This window comes from Antarctobacter sp. (assembly GCF_048262615.1).
Taxonomy (GTDB): Bacteria; Pseudomonadota; Alphaproteobacteria; order Rhodobacterales; family Rhodobacteraceae; genus Antarctobacter.
This window is the reverse complement of the sequence record NZ_JBLXFB010000006.1, coordinates 142,699-158,762: the sequence shown is the minus strand read 5'-3', so window position 1 is coordinate 158,762 and position 16,064 is coordinate 142,699. Positions and strand designations below refer to the sequence as shown.

Below are 16,064 nucleotides of genomic sequence, written 5' to 3'. Positions count from 1 at the left end.
TTATTCCTCCTCGGGTCGGTGGGGTTTGCCGTCATCGGTGCCGGTCAGCATTCCGATCACGCGCAGGACGGCAAAAAGCGCCAGTCCGACAAGCACCAGCCAGACGGTCAGGTGCACATATGTCATGCGGATGCCCAGCGCCGGGGCGGTCTGCATCTTGCCGATGGCGACAAATTTCCACGCATGCGGCAGCAGGTAAAGCGCCAGCCCCGCCGTCGCGAACGCCCCCAGCAGGCGCAAAATCCACGGGAACGGCGCGGGCAACGCCTCTGAAATCACATCCACGTTCACAAGGTCCCCGGTGCGAAAGGCAACCCCGGCCCCGAAGGCGATCATGTAAAGCAGCGCGTAGCGGGTCAGCTCCTCGGACCAAACCGGCGAGGAGCCGGTCAAGCGGCCGACCACCTGTACCAGAACCGCGCCCATCAACACCGCAAAGGCAAGGCCCGCGCCGATTTTGGCGAGCAGAACAAAAGCGTCAATCAATCGTCTGGCAAGGGTCATGCTGCGGCTCCTGACAGGGTCTGAGGAAACACGCCCCGGTTCTGAACCGGGGCGCGGTGTCGGTGCTGATAGCGCTTACTGGCCGAATAGACCTTCGACGATCGGCTTGATCTCGTCGTTGACGTTGGCCAGAACGGCGTCCTTGGCAGCGGCCTGAAAGGCAGCGGCGTCGACGTCCACAAAGGTCATGCCCTTTTCCTCAAGGAACGCGCGGTCGTCGGCAAGGCTCTGCTCGAACAGTTCACGCTCATAGGCCTGCGCACGGGCAGCGGCCTCCATCACGGCGGCCTTGTCCTCGTCCGACAGTTTGGCCCATGTCTGGTCGGCGATGGTCAGGTAGATCCACGACCGGACGTGGTCGGTCAGGTTCACGTGGCTCTGCACCTCATAGAAAGAGGCGGAACGGATCAGGGCCAGCGGGTTTTCCTGCGCCTCGATGGTGCCGTTTTGCAGCGAGGTAAAGACCTCGGAAAACGCCATCGGGCCGGGGTTCGCGCCCAGCGCCTTCCAGACGTCGACAAACAGCGGCACGTTCGGCACGCGCATTTTCAGACCGTTCAGGTCAGCGGGCGAGGTGATCGGACGGTTCGAGGTCAGGTCACGCGCGCCACGGGCGAAATAGGCAATCGGGCGGATCTGCACGTTGGCGACGATCTGCGCCTTGATGTCTTCGCCAACCGGACCAGAGGCAAAGGCGTCCATGTCTTCGATGGTCTTGAACGCATAGGGAACCGCCAGCAGCGCCGCCATCGGGGCCCAGTTCTGGAGCGATTCACCGGTGATCGTCATGTCGACGGTGCCCAGTTGCATACCGTTGATCAGGTCGATTTCCTTGCCGAGCGATTCGTTCGGGAAAACCTCGACCACGATCCGGCCATCTGTCAGCGCCGAAAGCTCTTCGCCGAACTTGACCGAGGCCTTGTGCCAGGAGTTTTCCTCATTCGCGAGGTGACCCAGCTTGAGCGTCATTTCCTGTGCTGTCAGCGGGGCCGCGACCAGTGTTGCCATAGCTGCGGCAAGTGCCGTCATCTTGAAGCCAAAAGTCATTCCAGTTCTCCTCCTTGGATGGGTGCATTGACCGGCAGGGGCAAATCCCCCTCCGGCAATTCGAAATAGGCGGCATTGGCCGCCACGATCTGGGGCAGGTCAGACAGCACTTCGCGCAGATGCAGCCGGACGGCCTCATTGGCCCCCCGGATAGAACCGCTGTCGATCTGGTCGACGATGGCGCTGTGCTGAGCGATCAGTTTGCGCAGCGGGAACTGCCCCAAAGACAAAAAGCGGACGCGGTCCATCTGCGACTTCAGCCCCTCGATCTGCTTCCACGCCCCGGCCTTGCCGGCGGCATCCGCCAGCGTGCGGTGAAACAGCTCGTCGAGTTCGATGAACGCTTCCGGAGCGCCGCGCGTGGCAGCCTCCTGCCGGGTCAACTGGGCCCGCAGTTCTGCGATCAGCGCCGGATCGGGGGTTTGGGCAAGGATCTTGGCAATGTCCGCCTCGATAGCTTCGCGCAGAAAGCGCGCGTCCAGAACGGCGGCATATCCAATGCGGCTGACAATGGTGCCACGCTGCGGCAGGACCGCCAGCAGGCCCTGATCGGCCAACCGGATAAAGGCCTCGCGCACCGGTTGACGGCTGACGTCATAGCCGCGCGCCACCTCGGATTCCGACAGGCGATCCCCCGGCTTCAGGTCGTTGCGGATAATGCGTTCGCGCAGAATGCGGGAAATCTGCGGCGTGATCGGTGTCGCCGGGTCCAGTGACCACGTTGTCCTGCGCTCAGCCGTCATGATTCGCCGTCCTCCCACGGACGATCTACCATACTTCCATACTTCCATACTAGTTATCAAACTTGCGAGATGCTAAAAGATCCACGACGCTGCGACTCGAGGGAGGACATCATGAAGCAAACTTGGCGCTGGTTCGGGCCAAAAGACCTTGTGACCATTGACGATGTGACCCAGGCGGGGGCCCAGGGGATCGTTTCGGCCCTGCACCACGTACCCAGCGGCGCCGTCTGGACACCTGCCGAAATTTCCCGCCGTCAGGCCGAGATCGCCCGGATGCGCGATGGCGCGCCCTCGGGGCTCGACTGGTCGGTGGTCGAAAGCCTGCCCGTCTCCGAAGACATCAAGAAACAGCAGGGCGACTGGCGCGAACACATCGCCAACTACAAGACCAGCCTGCGGAACCTCGCCAATGCGGGCATAGAAGTGATCTGCTACAACTTCATGCCGGTGCTGGACTGGACGCGCACCGACCTTGCCTTTCGTCTGCCGACCGGCGCGACCTGCATGCGGTTCGACCTGACCGATTTTGTCGCCTTCGACCTGCACATCCTGCAACGCAAGGGGGCCGAGGACGACTATGACGCGGACCTGCGAGACGCCGCCGCACGCCGCTTTGCCAACATGACGCCGGACGCGCGCGAGGCGTTGGCCGGAAACGTCGTGTTCGGCCTGCCCGGCGCGGCGGAACACTTCTCGCTGGAGGACGTGCGCGCGCATCTGGCGCAATACGCCGAGATGACCGAGGACACCCTGCGCGGCCACCTGATCGACTTTCTCTCCGAGGTCGCGCCGGTGGCTCAGGATCTGGGCCTCAGGCTGTGCTGCCACCCCGACGACCCACCGTTTTCGCTGCTCGGTCTGCCCCGCATCATGTCGACAGAGGCGCATTACCGGACCGTCATGCAGGCGGTGGACCTGCCCGCCAACGGCATCACGCTGTGTTCCGGCTCGCTAGGGGCGCGGCCCGACAACGATCTGCCCGGCATGATGACCCGTCTTGGCGACCGGGTGCATTTCCTGCACCTGCGCAACGTCAAACGAGAGACATCAGATATCCGCGGATCTTTCTACGAGGCAGAGCACCTTGGCGGCGACACCGACATGGTTGCGCTGGTCGAGGCGGCGCTGAAGGAAGAGGCGCGCCGCAAGGCCGCAGGGCGCAGCGATTGGTCCATTCCCTTCCGCCCGGATCATGGGCAGGACATCCTCGACGACCTGAACCGCAAGGCGCAGCCGGGCTACCCGTCGATCGGACGCCTGAAAGGTCTGGCAGAGCTTCGTGGCATCGTTGCCGCCCTGTCGCCCCGGATCACCGCATGACCCAGCGTCTGACGGCCCGTGCCGCGCTGCCGGAGGGCGTAACACCTCCGGCCTACGATCCCGCCGCGCATGGCGAGGGGATCGTTCACATTGGCCTTGGTGCCTTTCACAAGGCGCATCAGGCGGTCTACACCGATGACGCCCTTGCCGCAGCGGGCGGTGACTGGCGGATCGTCGGGGTGAGCCTGCGCAGCGCCGCCCCGGCCGAAGAACTCTCTCCCCAAGACGGTCGGTATACCCTCATCGAACGCAGCGTCGACAGCAGCCGTGCGCGGGTGGTCGGGTCGATGTCCCGCGCTCTGTGTCTGAAGACGGACCGCCCGGCTGTGCTGGAAGCCCTCTGTGCGCCCTCGACACGGATCGTCTCGATCACCGTCACCGAAAAGGGCTATGGCCTGAACCGCGCCACCGGCGGGATTGACCCCAGCCACCCGGCGATTGCCGCCGACCTCGCCCGGCCCGATGCCCCCGAGGGTCTAGCCGGATTGCTGGTTTGGGCGCTGGCAGAGCGCCGCCGCAGGGGCGTGCCGCCCTTCACCGTGCTGTGTTGCGACAACCTGCCGGAGAACGGCCATCTCGTCCGCTCTTTGCTGACCGATATGGCCCGCCACTGCGCCCCCGATCTGGTAGACCACCTCACCCGAGACGTTGCCTTTCCCTGCACCATGGTTGACCGGATCACGCCGGCACGCTCCCCCGACACCCTCGCACTGGCGCAGGCCATGACCGGCCTCGAAGATCGCGCCACGGTCGAGACCGAGGCCTTTCGCCAATGGGTGATCGAGGACCGCTTTCCAACTGGCCGCCCAGCCTGGGAGACCGGCGGCGCGCTTTTTGTCCCGGATGTCCGCCCGTTCGAGGACATGAAGTTGCGAATGCTCAACGGGTCGCATTCTATGCTGGCCTACACCGGTTTTCTGGCCGGGCACAAATACGTGCGCGATGTTATGGGCGATTCCGCATTGTCCCAACTTGTCACACGTCACCTGGAGGCAGCCGCCTCCACCCTCGACCCACTGCCCGGCGTCGACTTTGCTCAATACACAAAACAGCTGACCGCGCGCTTTGCCAATCCGCATCTGGGGCATGAAACCTATCAAATCGCCATGGACGGCTCTGAAAAGATGCCGCAGCGAATCTTTGCCCCGGCGCTTGATGGGTTCGACAAGGGGCAGCCGCTGGAGGCCTTCGCCTTCGCCACCGCAGCCTGGATGCGCTACACGCTTGGCCGCACGGATGAGAATGAGGCGTATGACCTGCGCGATCCGCTCAGCGCCAAGCTTGCGCCCACTATCGGCGCGTCCGAAACTGCGGCAACGGTGTATGACCGGATCGCAAACCTGCCGGGGGTTTGCCCGGAACGACTTCTGACTTCGGCTCAGTGGCGCGCGGCTGTCATTGAGCGGCTGGAGCGCATGCTCTCCGTCGGCATGCAGACCGCAATTCGATCAGAGGTCGCACAGAGCGGCGCCTGAAACCTGCATCCGAGCGGGCAAGTTCTCATAATCCGCCCGCACGCGATTCAATACGGTACGTATGCAGACAGGCTGCATTGCTGCGTGCCATCGCTCATAGCCCGTCTAGCCCAGCGGTCGACGTCCCAAGACAGGGCATTTATCAGATGAATTGGTCGGAGTGAGAGGATTCGAACCTCCGGCCCCTGCCTCCCGAAGACAGTGCTCTACCAAGCTGAGCTACACTCCGACCGTGGCGGGCGGGATAGCTGAGCCACGGGGCTTTGGCAAGGCTCAATCTGCTGTCGGCTCCGCATCTTTAAGCTTGTTCCGGGAGAGCTTGCCAAAGAAGTGGATACGCGGGATCGCACCGGTTTCAAACCGCGACCGTGTCTGAAGGACAGGGCGCATCGTCCCGGACTTGCCGCCTTCGCGCAGCACGATGTAGATGCCGCTGGCGATGATGATCGCCGCCCCCGCCACGGTCCAGGCATCCGGATATTCGTCAAAGAAGATCGCACCGGTGAACGCCGCCCAAATGATCTGCGAATACTGCATCGGGGCCACGACAACAGCCTCACCCGCCCTGTAGGCCATGATGATCAGCGCCGAGGCCGCGAACGCCATCGCCGACATCAGCGCCATACCGCCCAGATCCACGGTGGGCATCGGAACATAGACAAAAGGCAGCATCGCCCCCATCACGACGAAGTTTGCCAGAATGGGGTACAGCAGCAGGACCACGCTGCGCTCTTCCTTGCCGATCTTGCGCACGATGATCGAGGCCAGCGAACTGCCAAAGGCCGCGACAAGCGCCGCCAGATGGCCAAGGCTCAACTCGGTGCCACCGGGGCGCAGGACCACCATCACACCGCACAGGCCGACGGCCACGGCAAGACCGCGCCGCAGGCCCACCTGTTCGCCCAGAACAGGAATGGCCAGAACGGTGATCAGCAGAGGGGCCGCAAAGAGAATCGCATAGGTCTGCGCCAGCGGCAGCACGGAAAACGCGTAGAAGGCAGAAAACCCGGTGACCACCGTCGCCACGGTCCGCATCAGCATCCACCACGGATGCACCGGGCGCAGCGTGCCCGGCTCTGTCTCGCGGATCAGGATAAGAGAGACCAGTGGGAAAGAGAAAAGTCCCGCGAAGAACACGATCTGCACCGGGCTGTAGTGACTGCCCAGATACTTCACGATGACATCGTGCAGGGAAAACGTGGCAAAGGCGAGCAGCGCGAACAGGGCGCCTCGGGCGTTGGATGTCATCGGAGAACCATTTCGGCTGGAACGGCCATTGGCCTTGTCACTCCGCTAGCACGCCTGCGGCGCAGAACGAAAGCACGGCGACCACACAGATTGCATTTCCGATCATTTTTGAGAGATCAGGGACAGGGCTCTGCTGTCCAGCCGTCGGCGACGCCGCGATGGCATGTCTGGCGAAAGCCATAGGCCATCACGGCCCAACTCAGGTTTTCGACCTGAATGAACTCTATCCGTCGCTGCACGGCGCTGACGGAATCGTCGCCGCCGCCACCCAAAGTCAGCACCATCACCAGACGGTCACCTTCGAACCCGGCAGACAGGTCCAGTGACGGCGCACCTTCGCCGCTTTCCGGAAACCCGGACATCCAGTCTTCGAATAGACTGACGGGGCGGTGGACCACACGGGTCTCCGGCTGGCGAAAATCAGAGTATCCGGGGAGAATTTCAACCTCCTGCGCAGCGACAGGACCGGCAAGGAGGCAGGAAATCAGAACGGGGCGCAGCATGTCAGTTGCCTTTTCGGTTGGACAGGTCCAGCCTGTCCAACCCGCGCGCCCCTGTCCAGTCTTACAGCGAGGCGTCCAGCGCGGCCACAACAGCGTCGCCCATCTGGCTGGTCGAAACCGGGTCAACACCCTCTTCGCCCAGCAGATCCGCGGTGCGGAAACCGTCAGCCAGTACTTTTTCCACGGCGTCCTCAAGCCGGGTCGCCTCATCGCCTTGGTCAAAGCTGTAGCGCAGCGCCATGGCAAACGAGAGGATGCAGGCGATGGGGTTTGCCTTGCCCTGCCCCGCGATGTCCGGTGCGCTGCCGTGCACCGGCTCATACAGCGCCTTTGGGCGACCGTTTGCCATCGGCTTGCCCAGCGACGCAGAAGGCAGCATGCCAAGGCTGCCGGTCAGCATCGCGGCAGCGTCAGACAGCAAGTCACCAAACAGGTTGTCGGTCACGATCACGTCAAACTGCTTGGGCCAGCGGCAAAGCTGCATGGCACCGGCATCGGCGTACATATGGCTCAACTCGACCTCGGGGTAATCCTTGCCCACCTCGGTCACCACCTCGCGCCAGAGCACGCCGGATTCCATGACGTTGGCCTTTTCCATCGAGCACAGCTTTTTGCCCCGGCGCATCGCCAGTTCAAACGCCGACCGCGCGACCCGGTCGATTTCCGATTCGGTATAGCGCTGGGTGTTGATGCCGACCCGTTCGTTGCCCTCTTCGATGATGCCGCGTGGCTCCCCAAAGTAGATGCCGGAAGTCAGTTCGCGCACGATCATGATATCCAGACCGGCGACCACGTCCTTTTTCAGGCTGCTGAAATCCGCCAGCGCGTCAAAGCACTGGGCCGGGCGCAGGTTGGCGAACAGGTCCATTTCCTTGCGCAGGCGCAGCAATCCGCGCTCTGGTTTGACGGAAAAATCCAGAACGTCGTATTTCGGGCCGCCCACGGCCCCCAGCAGCACCGCGTCCACCTCTTGCGCGCGGGCCATGGTCTCATCGGTCAAGGGCGTGCCATGCGCGTCATAGGCGGCACCGCCGACCAGATCCTCGGACACGTCAAAGGCAAGGGCGCGATTGGCGCCGTACCAGTCGATGACCTTGCGGACTTCGGCCATGACCTCGGGGCCGATGCCGTCGCCGGGCAGGATAAGAAGCGAAGGGTTGGACATGGTCGGCTCTCCTTTTCGTGACGTCAGGGCCGTAGCGCGCGCGCGCGGTCGGGTCAATATCACCTGCGGATTCCGGGTCAGTCCACCTGCGCCAACAACCCTTCGGCCAGCGCGTCCCAGACACGTCGGATGCGCGGCGTGCGCCGCACCGCCTCATGCGCCGCCAGCCACAGCGGCAGCGTTGGCAAGGGCACATCCGGCAACACCTGTTCGACAACCGGCTCTGCCCGCCCCACCCGCAGCTGCGCGATGCCAATGCCGCAACCGGCCCGGACCATTTCCCAATAAACGCTGTGATGGTCGGTCCGCGTGGCGAACCATTCGCGTTGCGCCTCCAGCCCCATTGCACGCAGGCCGCGCAGAATCAGATCGGACCGGTCATAGCCGACAAGATCGTGGTCAAAATACTGCTCAAACCGCTCCGGTCGGCCCCGTCGGTCAAGGTAGCGCTTGGCGGCGAAAAGCCCGAGGCTGAGCTCCCCCAGATGGCGGGTCACGATGTCCAGCTGCTCGCTGCGGTACATGCGCACGGCGATGTCCGCCTCTCGGTACAGCAGGTTTTCGGACCGGTCGGTGGGGACAAGGTCAATGGTGATGTCCGGCTCTTCCTCGCGCAGCCGGGCAAGGATCGCCGGCAGATAGTGCTGCGCGGTAAAGACGCTGGCGGTGATGCGAACCGGGCCTGACAGGGTTTCAGAACGACCGGCGGCGGCAAGGCTGAAGCCCTGCATCCCTTCGGCCATTCGGCGGGCGTGAGGCACCAGCGCCGCGCCCGCGTCGGTCAGCGACAGACCGCGCGGCTGACGTTGGAACAGCTCAAGCTCCAGCGCGGTTTCGATCTGGCGAATCTGACGCCCGGCGGTGGGTTGTGAGATCGTCAGCTTCCGCGCCGCCTCGGACAAGGAGCCGGTTTCGGCGACGGTCAGAAAGGTCTGGATCAATGACCAGTCGAGTTTTGTGAAAGCCCCATCCATGCACAGATGAATACACGCCCTGCGCATTCTGGCAATTCCTCGAATCTCATGAATATCGCAGATTTCCCACAAGCTGGACGGAGGGTGCGAAAATGGTGGGAACAGTCTTGATCCTTGGCGGGAACGGTCGCTTTGGGCGCAATGCGGCAGAGGCCTTTTGGAACGCCGGCTGGCGCATCCGGCTGTTTGACCGCGCCAAGGACGACCTGACGCAGGCGGCACAGGGCGCGGATGTCATCGTGAACGGCTGGAACCCGGCCTATACGGACTGGGCGGCAATGGTGCCCAGCCTTACCGAACAGGTGATCGCGGCGGCGCGGGCGTCCGGCGCGACGGTGATTGTGCCGGGCAATGTCTATGTCTTTGGCAAAGACGCGCCGGACCACTTTGGGCCTGACACCGCCCATGGCGCGACAAACCCGCTGGGCCGCACCCGCATAGAAATGGAGGCCGCCTATCGCGCCTCGGGTGTGCCGGTGATCCTGCTGCGGGCCGGCGACTTTCTGGACACCGCCGCCTCTGGCAACTGGTTCGACCTGCAAATGGCACCGACGCTGCGCAAGGGCGTGCTGACGTATCCGGGCAACCCGGACGCACCGCATGCATGGGCCTATCTTCCGGACCTTGCGCGCGCCGCCGTTGCGCTGGCAGAGAGACGGGCGGATCTGCCCCGATTTGCCGACATAACCTTCCCCGGCTTTACCCTGACGGGTCGGGAAATGGCGGTGCTGTGCGGCAAGGTTCTGGGCCGCCCGGTCCGGATCAGGCGCATGGCGTGGTGGCCGCTGCGACTGGTCAGCCCGGTCTGGAGGATGGGCGCAAAGCTGTTGGAGATGCGCTATCTCTGGGACAAACCGCACCACCTTTCGCGCGACGGGTTCGACGGGCTTTTGCCCGGTTTCGTCGAAACCGACGTAACAGAGGCGCTGGCCTTGGCGATTGCGCCGGTCCTCAACGCCACGACAGATCAACCCAAACAAGACCATGCGGCCCAAGGTCAGGCGACGGCGGCGTGACGCCGTGGTTGCCAGCGGACAGCGTCCGGTCCGGCAGCACATAGCTGACCCGCATCGGGCCGGTACTGTCCCAGGCTACGGTCTGAACCCCCGGCATCGGGTCCTGAAGGCGCGGGTGCGCCAGCAGGGTTTGCGCGGCCCTGTGCAACCCATTGCCGCGCTCCGGGTCAAGGTTGAGATTGCCGATCACCGCAACCGGGCCGTCCGGGATCGGGCCAAAGTCACCGTTCAGAACATGCGCCCACAGCATGACCTCATCCCGGTTGCGGCGCCCGTTGCGATCCTCTGGCCCGTCGAAGACCGGCGGCGTAGCCGCCAGCGTCAGCAGGGTCAGATCGCCCTCCGGTGTGGCCACGCGCACCGCCCAAAAAGCCGAGCTGGACAGCCGTTGCGTTTCAAACGCCGGGTCGTCCGCGGCGATGGCGCTGTCGGGAGTGTCCTTCCACAAAAGCGCACTGTGGTCCGCCATCAGATCCACCGGATGCCGTGACAGGACCGCCATACCGCCCTGCCCCGCGAACCAGCCAAAGCCCTGCGCATCCCTTGGCCCGCCGCGCCGTCCGTCACCGTCGATGTCCAGCCCGGTGGGCATTCCGGTGTTCGGTCGCGCGGCCAGCAGATGCGGATAGGTCAAACCGGCCTTGCCCAGAACATCGCGCAGTTTCGCCAAGGTCACCAGACCGGCGTCATAATCGATATCGGTCAGCAAGAGAACATCCGGCGCGGCGGTCAGAACCGGCGTCAGGTCTGGCAAGGTCTTGTCGAATTCGGCCAGCATCAGCCCCGGCCCCTTGCGGCTGAAATCGCCATGCCATGTTCCGACGCGCACAGGCTCGGCACAGGCGGCGCAGGCCACCAACAGGTAACTGAGGAAAAGGATCAGGCCGCCTGCAAATCCGCCTGCGCGTAGGCGCGGCGGCGCTTCTCCTCGATCAGGTCGGCGATGCGCATCAGCGCCACCCCCCGCATGATCAGGCTTGCTGGCAGAAAGGCCCATGCGCTCATCGTCCAAATCAACGTCTGCGGATCGGTCAGCGCAAGTGGTGTCGCATAGACCGCGGCAGCCTTCAGGACCGCCGGGATCAGGAATGGCAGAAGAAACCCTAAGGCCACGTTAACGTGGCTGTCGCGCTTGAGCCGCGTCAGGATATCGCCACCGGCGGTGGGGTCATACAGCGGCAGGTTGATCCAGAAATTGAACGCACCGGAACGCAATGGCCAGTCGAGCAGCCGGACAAGGGCAACAAAGCCCAGAAGGGTAAGCAGAGAAATCACATAAGCCAGTCCCGCCAGAGAGCGGATTTGGGACTCCGCCTCTACCGCCGGCGCAACCAGCAACATCAGCCGCACCGGCGAAAACGGGAAATCCATCGCCTCACCAACCATGGCACCGAACCCGGTCAAAGCCTTGGTCAGAGGCGAGGCCACCATATCGCCTCGGCAGATCAGCGTCAGCAACACAACTGTGATCGCCAGAGACACAAACCGGATGCGATTAAATGGTGGCGCGGCGCGGAACTCTATCAAAGAGGGCGAGTCGGCAACGTATTCGACAAAGGTAAGGATCGCGGCAAGCAAGCCGATCAACGCAATGATCTGAGTGGTTTCAGTGCGCGTCCCCGGCAACAACAAGGCCGGTGTCGCCACCAGCAATGCAACAAGGAACGCCCGCGCAGCGGCGGCCACCATTCGCGATATCACAGCTCTGCCCTTTCGTTCCGGACGGCCGCGATACGATGCCGCGCCCTTGTTCCATCCCGAGCCCGCACATTATGGCGGGTTGCCTCAATCTTGCCCAATTCTTGCCTCGTGTGCCTCAATTGCTCAAGCGGTCAAGGAACGCTTGCGCAGAATCGTGGCCCTTTCACGAAGGCACTGGTGCGGGATTGCATCAATTACCGGGCACAAAAGAGGCACTTCAAGAACGCATCGCAATATGTTGCGGTAAAAGGAAATTCCACCACAACGTAACGGGCCGGGGGCACAAAGGCCGGTTCACGAGTTCTTAAACAGTTGGGCAGGTAAGGCCTGTGGCCAAGGCTGGGCACCTCTCCCGCGCACACGCGGGAGAGGCCATGTCACACCGTCAGACCCAGGGCCGCGCCTGCGCGGCCTGCGCCTCGAACGTGTCGATGGACGACACTTTCTCCAGCGACAGGCCGATATCGTCGAGACCGTTCAACAGGCAGTGTTTTTTGAACGGATCGATCTCGAACGCAAAACTCTCGCCATCCGAAGAGGTCACGGTCTGCGCCTCAAGGTCGACGATCATGCGCGCGTTGGAGCCTTTTTCCGCGTCCTTCATCAACACATCGACCGCCTCTCGCGGCAGGGTGATCGGCAGGATGCCGTTCTTGAAACAGTTGTTGTAAAAGATGTCGGCGAAGCTGGTCGAGACAACAGCCTTGATGCCGAAATCCTTCAGCGCCCAGGGCGCATGCTCACGCGACGACCCGCAGCCAAAGTTGTCACCGGCAACCAGAACCTGCGTTTCGCGGTACTGCGGCCTATTCAGGATGAAATCGGGGATTTCCTCGCCATTGTCGTCAAACCGCATCTCGTCAAAAAGGTGAACACCCAGGCCCGAGCGCTTGATCGTCTTCAGGAACTGCTTGGGGATGATCATGTCGGTGTCGATATTGACCAGCGGCATGGGGGCCGCGATCCCGGTGAGCTTTTCAAACTTGTCCATGTCAAAGCCTCCTTGGCTTCAGATGAGAGGGCAGGCCGCAACCGCGAGTCCCGGTCCGTGCCAGTGCTGGCGGCATGTCCTGCCGTTGGATTGGAGAAAATTGGTGACCTTGTGCCGGTGTGGACGGACGCAGGGACGCCAAGGAAAACGATCTTGATCGGCGATTTTCTGGAGGAAGAGACCGCCACATTCCGTAACAGAAGCTTTTCTCGCAAAACGGGCTCACTTCACCACCGCCTCTACCCTTGCGAGAATCGCGGCCACGCGCAAAGCTGGGCAGATCGCCGATACCGGCGATCATCTTGTGGATTGGGAGACCATCATGAAAATCGTTGTCGCTACAGCCTTTCTTGCCCTCGCCTCGACCGCTGCCTTTGCCGGCAGCCATTCGGGCGCAAGCACCTTTCAGAACACCTGCTCGAACATTGCCTTCCAATACGGCGCGGACGGGAGCGCGCAGATCTCGGCCGTGTGCCTGAAGTCCGACGGCATGCCGAACCAGACCAGCATCGCGATGCCGCCGATCGGCAACAACAACGGCATGCTGGAATTGGGCGGGTCTGCCGCGACCTTCCAGATGAGCTGTGGCAGCATCACGCTGGACGCAGAGGTCGATGGCGTCACGCTTTACGCGAACTGCCGCACAAGCAGCGGCGAGTTCATGGAAACCTCCATTCCCGTTCCCGGCATCAACAACTCGGATGGCACGCTGACCAACTGAGGCAAGGCATCCGGCGTAACGTGGGGCGTCCCTGTCGGGGCGCCCCTTTTCGATCCGCATCACACCAGCTCGCGCACGTCGGTGATGTGCCCGGTGACCGCCGCCGCTGCCGCCATCGCCGGTGACATCAGGTGCGTGCGACCGCCGCGCCCCTGACGGCCCTCGAAGTTGCGGTTCGAGGTTGCGGCGCACCGCTCTCCCGGCTTCAGCTGGTCAGGGTTCATGGCAAGGCACATGGAACAGCCCGCAAGACGCCATTCGAAACCGGCCTCCTTGAAGATGTCGGCCAGCCCCTCTTCCTCGGCCTGCGCACGGACAAGGCCCGAACCGGGCACAATCATCGCGCGCATGCCTTCCTTGATCTTGCGGCCCTTCAGGATTTCCGCAGCGGCGCGCAGATCCTCGATCCGGCCATTGGTGCAGGAGCCGATAAAGACCGTGTCGATCTGGATATCGGTCAGCGGCGTGCCGGGCTTGAGGTCCATGTAGTCCAGCGACCGCTGGGCGGCAGCGACCTTGCCGCCGGTAAAGCTGTCGGCGGATGGCACCGCGGCGCTGATCGGCAGCGCGTCCTCGGGCGAGGTGCCCCAGGTGACGGTCGGCTCAATCGACTCGCCCGCGATGGTCAAAACCTTGTCCCAAGCGGCATCATCGTCGGAATAGAGCGTTTTCCACCAGTTCAGCGCGGCCTCCCACTGCGCGCCCTTCGGCGCGTGGGGGCGGCCCATGACATAGGCAAAGGTGGTCTCATCCGGCGCGATCAGACCGGCGCGGGCACCGCCCTCGATGGCCATGTTGCAGATCGTCATGCGACCTTCCATCGACAGGTTGCGGATCGCTTCGCCGCAATACTCGATGACATAGCCGGTGCCGCCCGCGGTGCCGGTCTCGGCGATGATGCGCAGAACGATGTCCTTGGCGGTGACGCCCGGCAGCAGCTTGCCGGTGACCTCGACCTTCATGTTCTTGGACTTCTGCTGGATCAGCGTCTGGGTGGCCAGCACGTGCTCGACCTCGGAGGTGCCGATGCCATGCGCCAGCGCGCCAAAGGCACCGTGGGTGGCGGTGTGGCTGTCGCCGCAAACCACGGTCATGCCCGGCAGGGTCCACCCCTGTTCGGGGCCGACGATGTGCACGATGCCCTGACGGATGTCGCTTACCGGGTAGTAATGGATGCCGAAATCCTTGGCGTTCTTGTCCAGCGCGGCCACCTGGATGCGGCTGTCCTCGGGCATCTGGTCGGGATTGTCGCGGCCCGGCGTGGTGGGCACGTTGTGGTCCGGCACGGCAATGGTCTTGTCCGGCGCGCGCACACTGCGCCCCGCCATGCGCAGCCCCTCAAAGGCCTGCGGGCTGGTGACTTCGTGCACAAGGTGGCGGTCGATATACAGAAGGCAGGTGCCGTCTTCGTCCTCATGGACGACATGGGCATCCCAGATCTTGTCATAGAGCGTCTTGGGGGACATAGGTCCTCTCCCGTTTGTTGGCGTGTGGCTGTTCGGAAAGGGTGCGCAGTGACGCGCAGGCAATCAGGCGCGCGCCTGTAGCCGGGCCAGCACAGTGTGCGTGGCACCGTGGAAACGTTCGCGCAGACGGGCGCGGTCGGTCCTGTCGACATGGGGTGTCATGGGGCAAGCTGATACAGCCTGCCGCAGATTCCCGCAAGAGAGAGACGCGGGCCGCGAATGCGGTGGTTGTCCAGGGGCGTCCCGGTTCAGGCCGCGCGGCTCCGGGCCAGTCGCAGACGAAGATCCACAGGCACATGCCGGGCAGAGGAAATGCGCGGCAAGGTCAATTCCGGAATGGTCCGGTCCTCGCCGTAAAGCGCGATGTATTCATCGTGATTGTCGAAGGCACGCCGCCCGGCATAATCGACAAAACTTTCCGCGGCGACGCCTTCGGCGAGGATGACATCATGAGCTTCGGTTTCGACATGATAAACGGTATAACCCTCACCCAGTTCAGCCAAGGGCACCCATGAAATTCCGTCGCCGTTCACCAACGCACCGGCGTTGATCAACACGCTGTCGATCAGCAAGGCGTGGTCCGCCGTCAGCAGCAGATCCCGTTCAGGGCAGCCTGCGCCCAGCGCCCCGGCCCGAATGCGCACTGGCATCAGGCGGTCAGCGGGGCCGAACCGCGTGGAGACCCTGTGCCGCCCGATCCATTTCACCTGCACCCGTGCCCCATCGCTTGTCAGGATTTCCGATCCGATGCGAAGATCCTCTACAGCGATCCGGCCATCCGGGGTGCCGATCGCGGTGCCTGCCAGGAAACAGGCAGGCATGTTCTCGTCCATGACATCGCTGGGATCAATGCTTGGGGGGAACTCGGAATAAGGCAGGTTCGCCTCTGTCGAGCCAAGCAGATAGCCGAACTCATCCTGAATGAAATAAAAGTCGCGGCCACCAAAGGTCACCTTGCCAAGGAAGGTGGCATCATTCGGAGAATAGTCGGGATTGATGACTTCGCCCTGTTCGACCTCTTCGTCGATCGGGCCGCCCTGTTCTTCATAGATCGAAGAGCCGTAGACCGGGTTAGACCCTGTATTGGCCTGCTTGTTCCACCCTGACGGGACGCCGCCGATAGTGAACTGATTGTAATAGGTGGCGGACAGAACAGTGAACTGACCCATGTAAAAATCCATTTCCAAGCT

The 16,064-nt window shown here is 63.0% G+C and carries 17 protein-coding genes and 1 tRNA gene; 4 read left to right on the top strand and 14 right to left on the bottom strand.

The annotated features are described in order from the left end of the window. The 3 genes from ACN0S5_RS08975 to ACN0S5_RS08965 all read right to left on the bottom strand — a co-directional run bounded on the left by ACN0S5_RS08975 (position 1) and on the right by ACN0S5_RS08965 (position 2,294). Complete coding sequence (locus ACN0S5_RS08975; protein ID WP_417207842.1) at positions 1-504, bottom strand: TRAP transporter small permease; 504 nt, start codon at positions 502-504, stop codon at positions 1-3. Positions 505-579: 75 nt separating this feature from the next. After that, positions 580-1,551 (bottom strand): TRAP transporter substrate-binding protein, encoded by a 972-nt coding sequence (locus ACN0S5_RS08970; RefSeq protein WP_417207841.1) that lies wholly within the window; start codon positions 1,549-1,551, stop codon positions 580-582. Further along, positions 1,548-2,294 (bottom strand): GntR family transcriptional regulator, encoded by a 747-nt coding sequence (locus tag ACN0S5_RS08965; protein WP_417207839.1) that lies wholly within the window; start codon positions 2,292-2,294, stop codon positions 1,548-1,550. The genes ACN0S5_RS08970 and ACN0S5_RS08965 overlap by 4 nt, the downstream gene beginning before the upstream one ends. A gap of 111 nt (positions 2,295-2,405) precedes the next feature. On the opposite strand from ACN0S5_RS08965, the gene uxuA reads away from it, so the two are divergent. Then, positions 2,406-3,614, top strand: coding sequence for a mannonate dehydratase (uxuA, locus tag ACN0S5_RS08960; RefSeq protein WP_417207837.1), 1,209 nt, complete (start codon positions 2,406-2,408; stop codon positions 3,612-3,614). Further along, a complete protein-coding gene (locus tag ACN0S5_RS08955) occupies positions 3,611-5,089 on the top strand; it encodes a mannitol dehydrogenase family protein (protein WP_417207836.1) in 1,479 nt (492 codons plus the stop codon). Before uxuA ends, ACN0S5_RS08955 begins: the two co-directional genes overlap by 4 nt. Before the next feature lie 152 nt (positions 5,090-5,241). Here the strand turns inward: ACN0S5_RS08955 and ACN0S5_RS08950 are convergent. The 5 genes from ACN0S5_RS08950 to ACN0S5_RS08930 form a co-directional block, all read right to left on the bottom strand. Beyond that, positions 5,242-5,318, bottom strand: a tRNA-Pro gene (locus ACN0S5_RS08950). A 44-nt stretch (positions 5,319-5,362) separates the two neighbouring features. After that, entirely contained in the window at positions 5,363-6,337 is a 975-nt protein-coding gene (locus ACN0S5_RS08945) for a DMT family transporter (RefSeq protein ID WP_417207835.1), read from the bottom strand. A 116-nt stretch (positions 6,338-6,453) separates the two neighbouring features. Beyond that, positions 6,454-6,840 carry a hypothetical protein gene (locus tag ACN0S5_RS08940; protein WP_417207834.1) on the bottom strand — a complete coding sequence of 129 codons (387 nt, stop codon included), beginning with the start codon at positions 6,838-6,840 and terminating at the stop codon, positions 6,454-6,456. A 61-nt stretch (positions 6,841-6,901) separates the two neighbouring features. After that, complete coding sequence (leuB, locus tag ACN0S5_RS08935) at positions 6,902-8,005, bottom strand: 3-isopropylmalate dehydrogenase (protein WP_417207833.1); 1,104 nt, start codon at positions 8,003-8,005, stop codon at positions 6,902-6,904. A gap of 77 nt (positions 8,006-8,082) precedes the next feature. Beyond that, a complete protein-coding gene (locus ACN0S5_RS08930; protein ID WP_417207831.1) occupies positions 8,083-9,006 on the bottom strand; it encodes a LysR family transcriptional regulator in 924 nt (307 codons plus the stop codon). Positions 9,007-9,071: 65 nt separating this feature from the next. Between ACN0S5_RS08930 and ACN0S5_RS08925 the strand changes: the two genes are divergently transcribed. Further along, entirely contained in the window at positions 9,072-9,995 is a 924-nt protein-coding gene (locus tag ACN0S5_RS08925; RefSeq protein WP_417207830.1) for an epimerase, read from the top strand. Here the strand turns inward: ACN0S5_RS08925 and ACN0S5_RS08920 are convergent. From ACN0S5_RS08920 to leuD, 3 genes are all read right to left on the bottom strand, one after another. Then, on the bottom strand, positions 9,931-10,824 hold the full coding sequence (locus ACN0S5_RS08920) for an endonuclease/exonuclease/phosphatase family protein (RefSeq protein WP_417207829.1): 894 nt from the start codon (positions 10,822-10,824) through the stop codon (positions 9,931-9,933). The genes ACN0S5_RS08925 and ACN0S5_RS08920 overlap by 65 nt on opposite strands. Positions 10,825-10,874: 50 nt before the next feature. Beyond that, entirely contained in the window at positions 10,875-11,684 is an 810-nt protein-coding gene (locus ACN0S5_RS08915) for a hypothetical protein (RefSeq protein ID WP_417207828.1), read from the bottom strand. A gap of 397 nt (positions 11,685-12,081) precedes the next feature. Further along, the gene (gene leuD, locus ACN0S5_RS08910; protein ID WP_417207827.1) at positions 12,082-12,687 is read right to left on the bottom strand and encodes a 3-isopropylmalate dehydratase small subunit; all 606 of its coding nucleotides are present in this window, start codon (positions 12,685-12,687) and stop codon (positions 12,082-12,084) included. Between the two features lie 322 nt (positions 12,688-13,009). On the opposite strand from leuD, the gene ACN0S5_RS08905 reads away from it, so the two are divergent. Then, positions 13,010-13,408 (top strand): CVNH domain-containing protein, encoded by a 399-nt coding sequence (locus ACN0S5_RS08905; RefSeq protein WP_417207825.1) that lies wholly within the window; start codon positions 13,010-13,012, stop codon positions 13,406-13,408. A gap of 59 nt (positions 13,409-13,467) precedes the next feature. On the opposite strand, the gene leuC is transcribed toward ACN0S5_RS08905, so the two are convergent. From leuC to ACN0S5_RS08890, 3 genes are all read right to left on the bottom strand, one after another. Next, positions 13,468-14,874, bottom strand: coding sequence for a 3-isopropylmalate dehydratase large subunit (leuC, locus tag ACN0S5_RS08900; protein WP_417207824.1), 1,407 nt, complete (start codon positions 14,872-14,874; stop codon positions 13,468-13,470). A 63-nt stretch (positions 14,875-14,937) separates the two neighbouring features. Further along, entirely contained in the window at positions 14,938-15,036 is a 99-nt protein-coding gene (locus ACN0S5_RS08895) for an isopropylmalate isomerase (RefSeq protein ID WP_417207823.1), read from the bottom strand. Between the two features lie 86 nt (positions 15,037-15,122). Beyond that, positions 15,123-16,043 carry a Hint domain-containing protein gene (locus ACN0S5_RS08890; RefSeq protein WP_417207822.1) on the bottom strand — a complete coding sequence of 307 codons (921 nt, stop codon included), beginning with the start codon at positions 16,041-16,043 and terminating at the stop codon, positions 15,123-15,125. Positions 16,044-16,064: the final 21 nt, after the last annotated feature.

What these genes read in the sequence shown, in the direction of transcription:
- ACN0S5_RS08975 (WP_417207842.1), bottom strand. Translation starts at nt 504, where the DNA reads ATGACCCTTGCCAGACGATTGATTGACGCTTTTGTTCTGCTCGCCAAA.
- ACN0S5_RS08970 (WP_417207841.1), bottom strand. Translation starts at nt 1,551, where the DNA reads ATGACTTTTGGCTTCAAGATGACGGCACTTGCCGCAGCTATGGCAACA.
- ACN0S5_RS08965 (WP_417207839.1), bottom strand. Translation starts at nt 2,294, where the DNA reads ATGACGGCTGAGCGCAGGACAACGTGGTCACTGGACCCGGCGACACCG.
- uxuA (WP_417207837.1), top strand. Translation starts at nt 2,406, where the DNA reads ATGAAGCAAACTTGGCGCTGGTTCGGGCCAAAAGACCTTGTGACCATT.
- ACN0S5_RS08955 (WP_417207836.1), top strand. Translation starts at nt 3,611, where the DNA reads ATGACCCAGCGTCTGACGGCCCGTGCCGCGCTGCCGGAGGGCGTAACA.
- ACN0S5_RS08945 (WP_417207835.1), bottom strand. Translation starts at nt 6,337, where the DNA reads ATGACATCCAACGCCCGAGGCGCCCTGTTCGCGCTGCTCGCCTTTGCC.
- ACN0S5_RS08940 (WP_417207834.1), bottom strand. Translation starts at nt 6,840, where the DNA reads ATGCTGCGCCCCGTTCTGATTTCCTGCCTCCTTGCCGGTCCTGTCGCT.
- leuB (WP_417207833.1), bottom strand. Translation starts at nt 8,005, where the DNA reads ATGTCCAACCCTTCGCTTCTTATCCTGCCCGGCGACGGCATCGGCCCC.
- ACN0S5_RS08930 (WP_417207831.1), bottom strand. Translation starts at nt 9,006, where the DNA reads ATGCGCAGGGCGTGTATTCATCTGTGCATGGATGGGGCTTTCACAAAA.
- ACN0S5_RS08925 (WP_417207830.1), top strand. Translation starts at nt 9,072, where the DNA reads ATGGTGGGAACAGTCTTGATCCTTGGCGGGAACGGTCGCTTTGGGCGC.
- ACN0S5_RS08915 (WP_417207828.1), bottom strand. Translation starts at nt 11,684, where the DNA reads ATGGTGGCCGCCGCTGCGCGGGCGTTCCTTGTTGCATTGCTGGTGGCG.
- leuD (WP_417207827.1), bottom strand. Translation starts at nt 12,687, where the DNA reads ATGGACAAGTTTGAAAAGCTCACCGGGATCGCGGCCCCCATGCCGCTG.
- ACN0S5_RS08905 (WP_417207825.1), top strand. Translation starts at nt 13,010, where the DNA reads ATGAAAATCGTTGTCGCTACAGCCTTTCTTGCCCTCGCCTCGACCGCT.
- leuC (WP_417207824.1), bottom strand. Translation starts at nt 14,874, where the DNA reads ATGTCCCCCAAGACGCTCTATGACAAGATCTGGGATGCCCATGTCGTC.
- ACN0S5_RS08895 (WP_417207823.1), bottom strand. Translation starts at nt 15,036, where the DNA reads ATGACACCCCATGTCGACAGGACCGACCGCGCCCGTCTGCGCGAACGT.
- ACN0S5_RS08890 (WP_417207822.1), bottom strand. Translation starts at nt 16,043, where the DNA reads ATGGGTCAGTTCACTGTTCTGTCCGCCACCTATTACAATCAGTTCACT.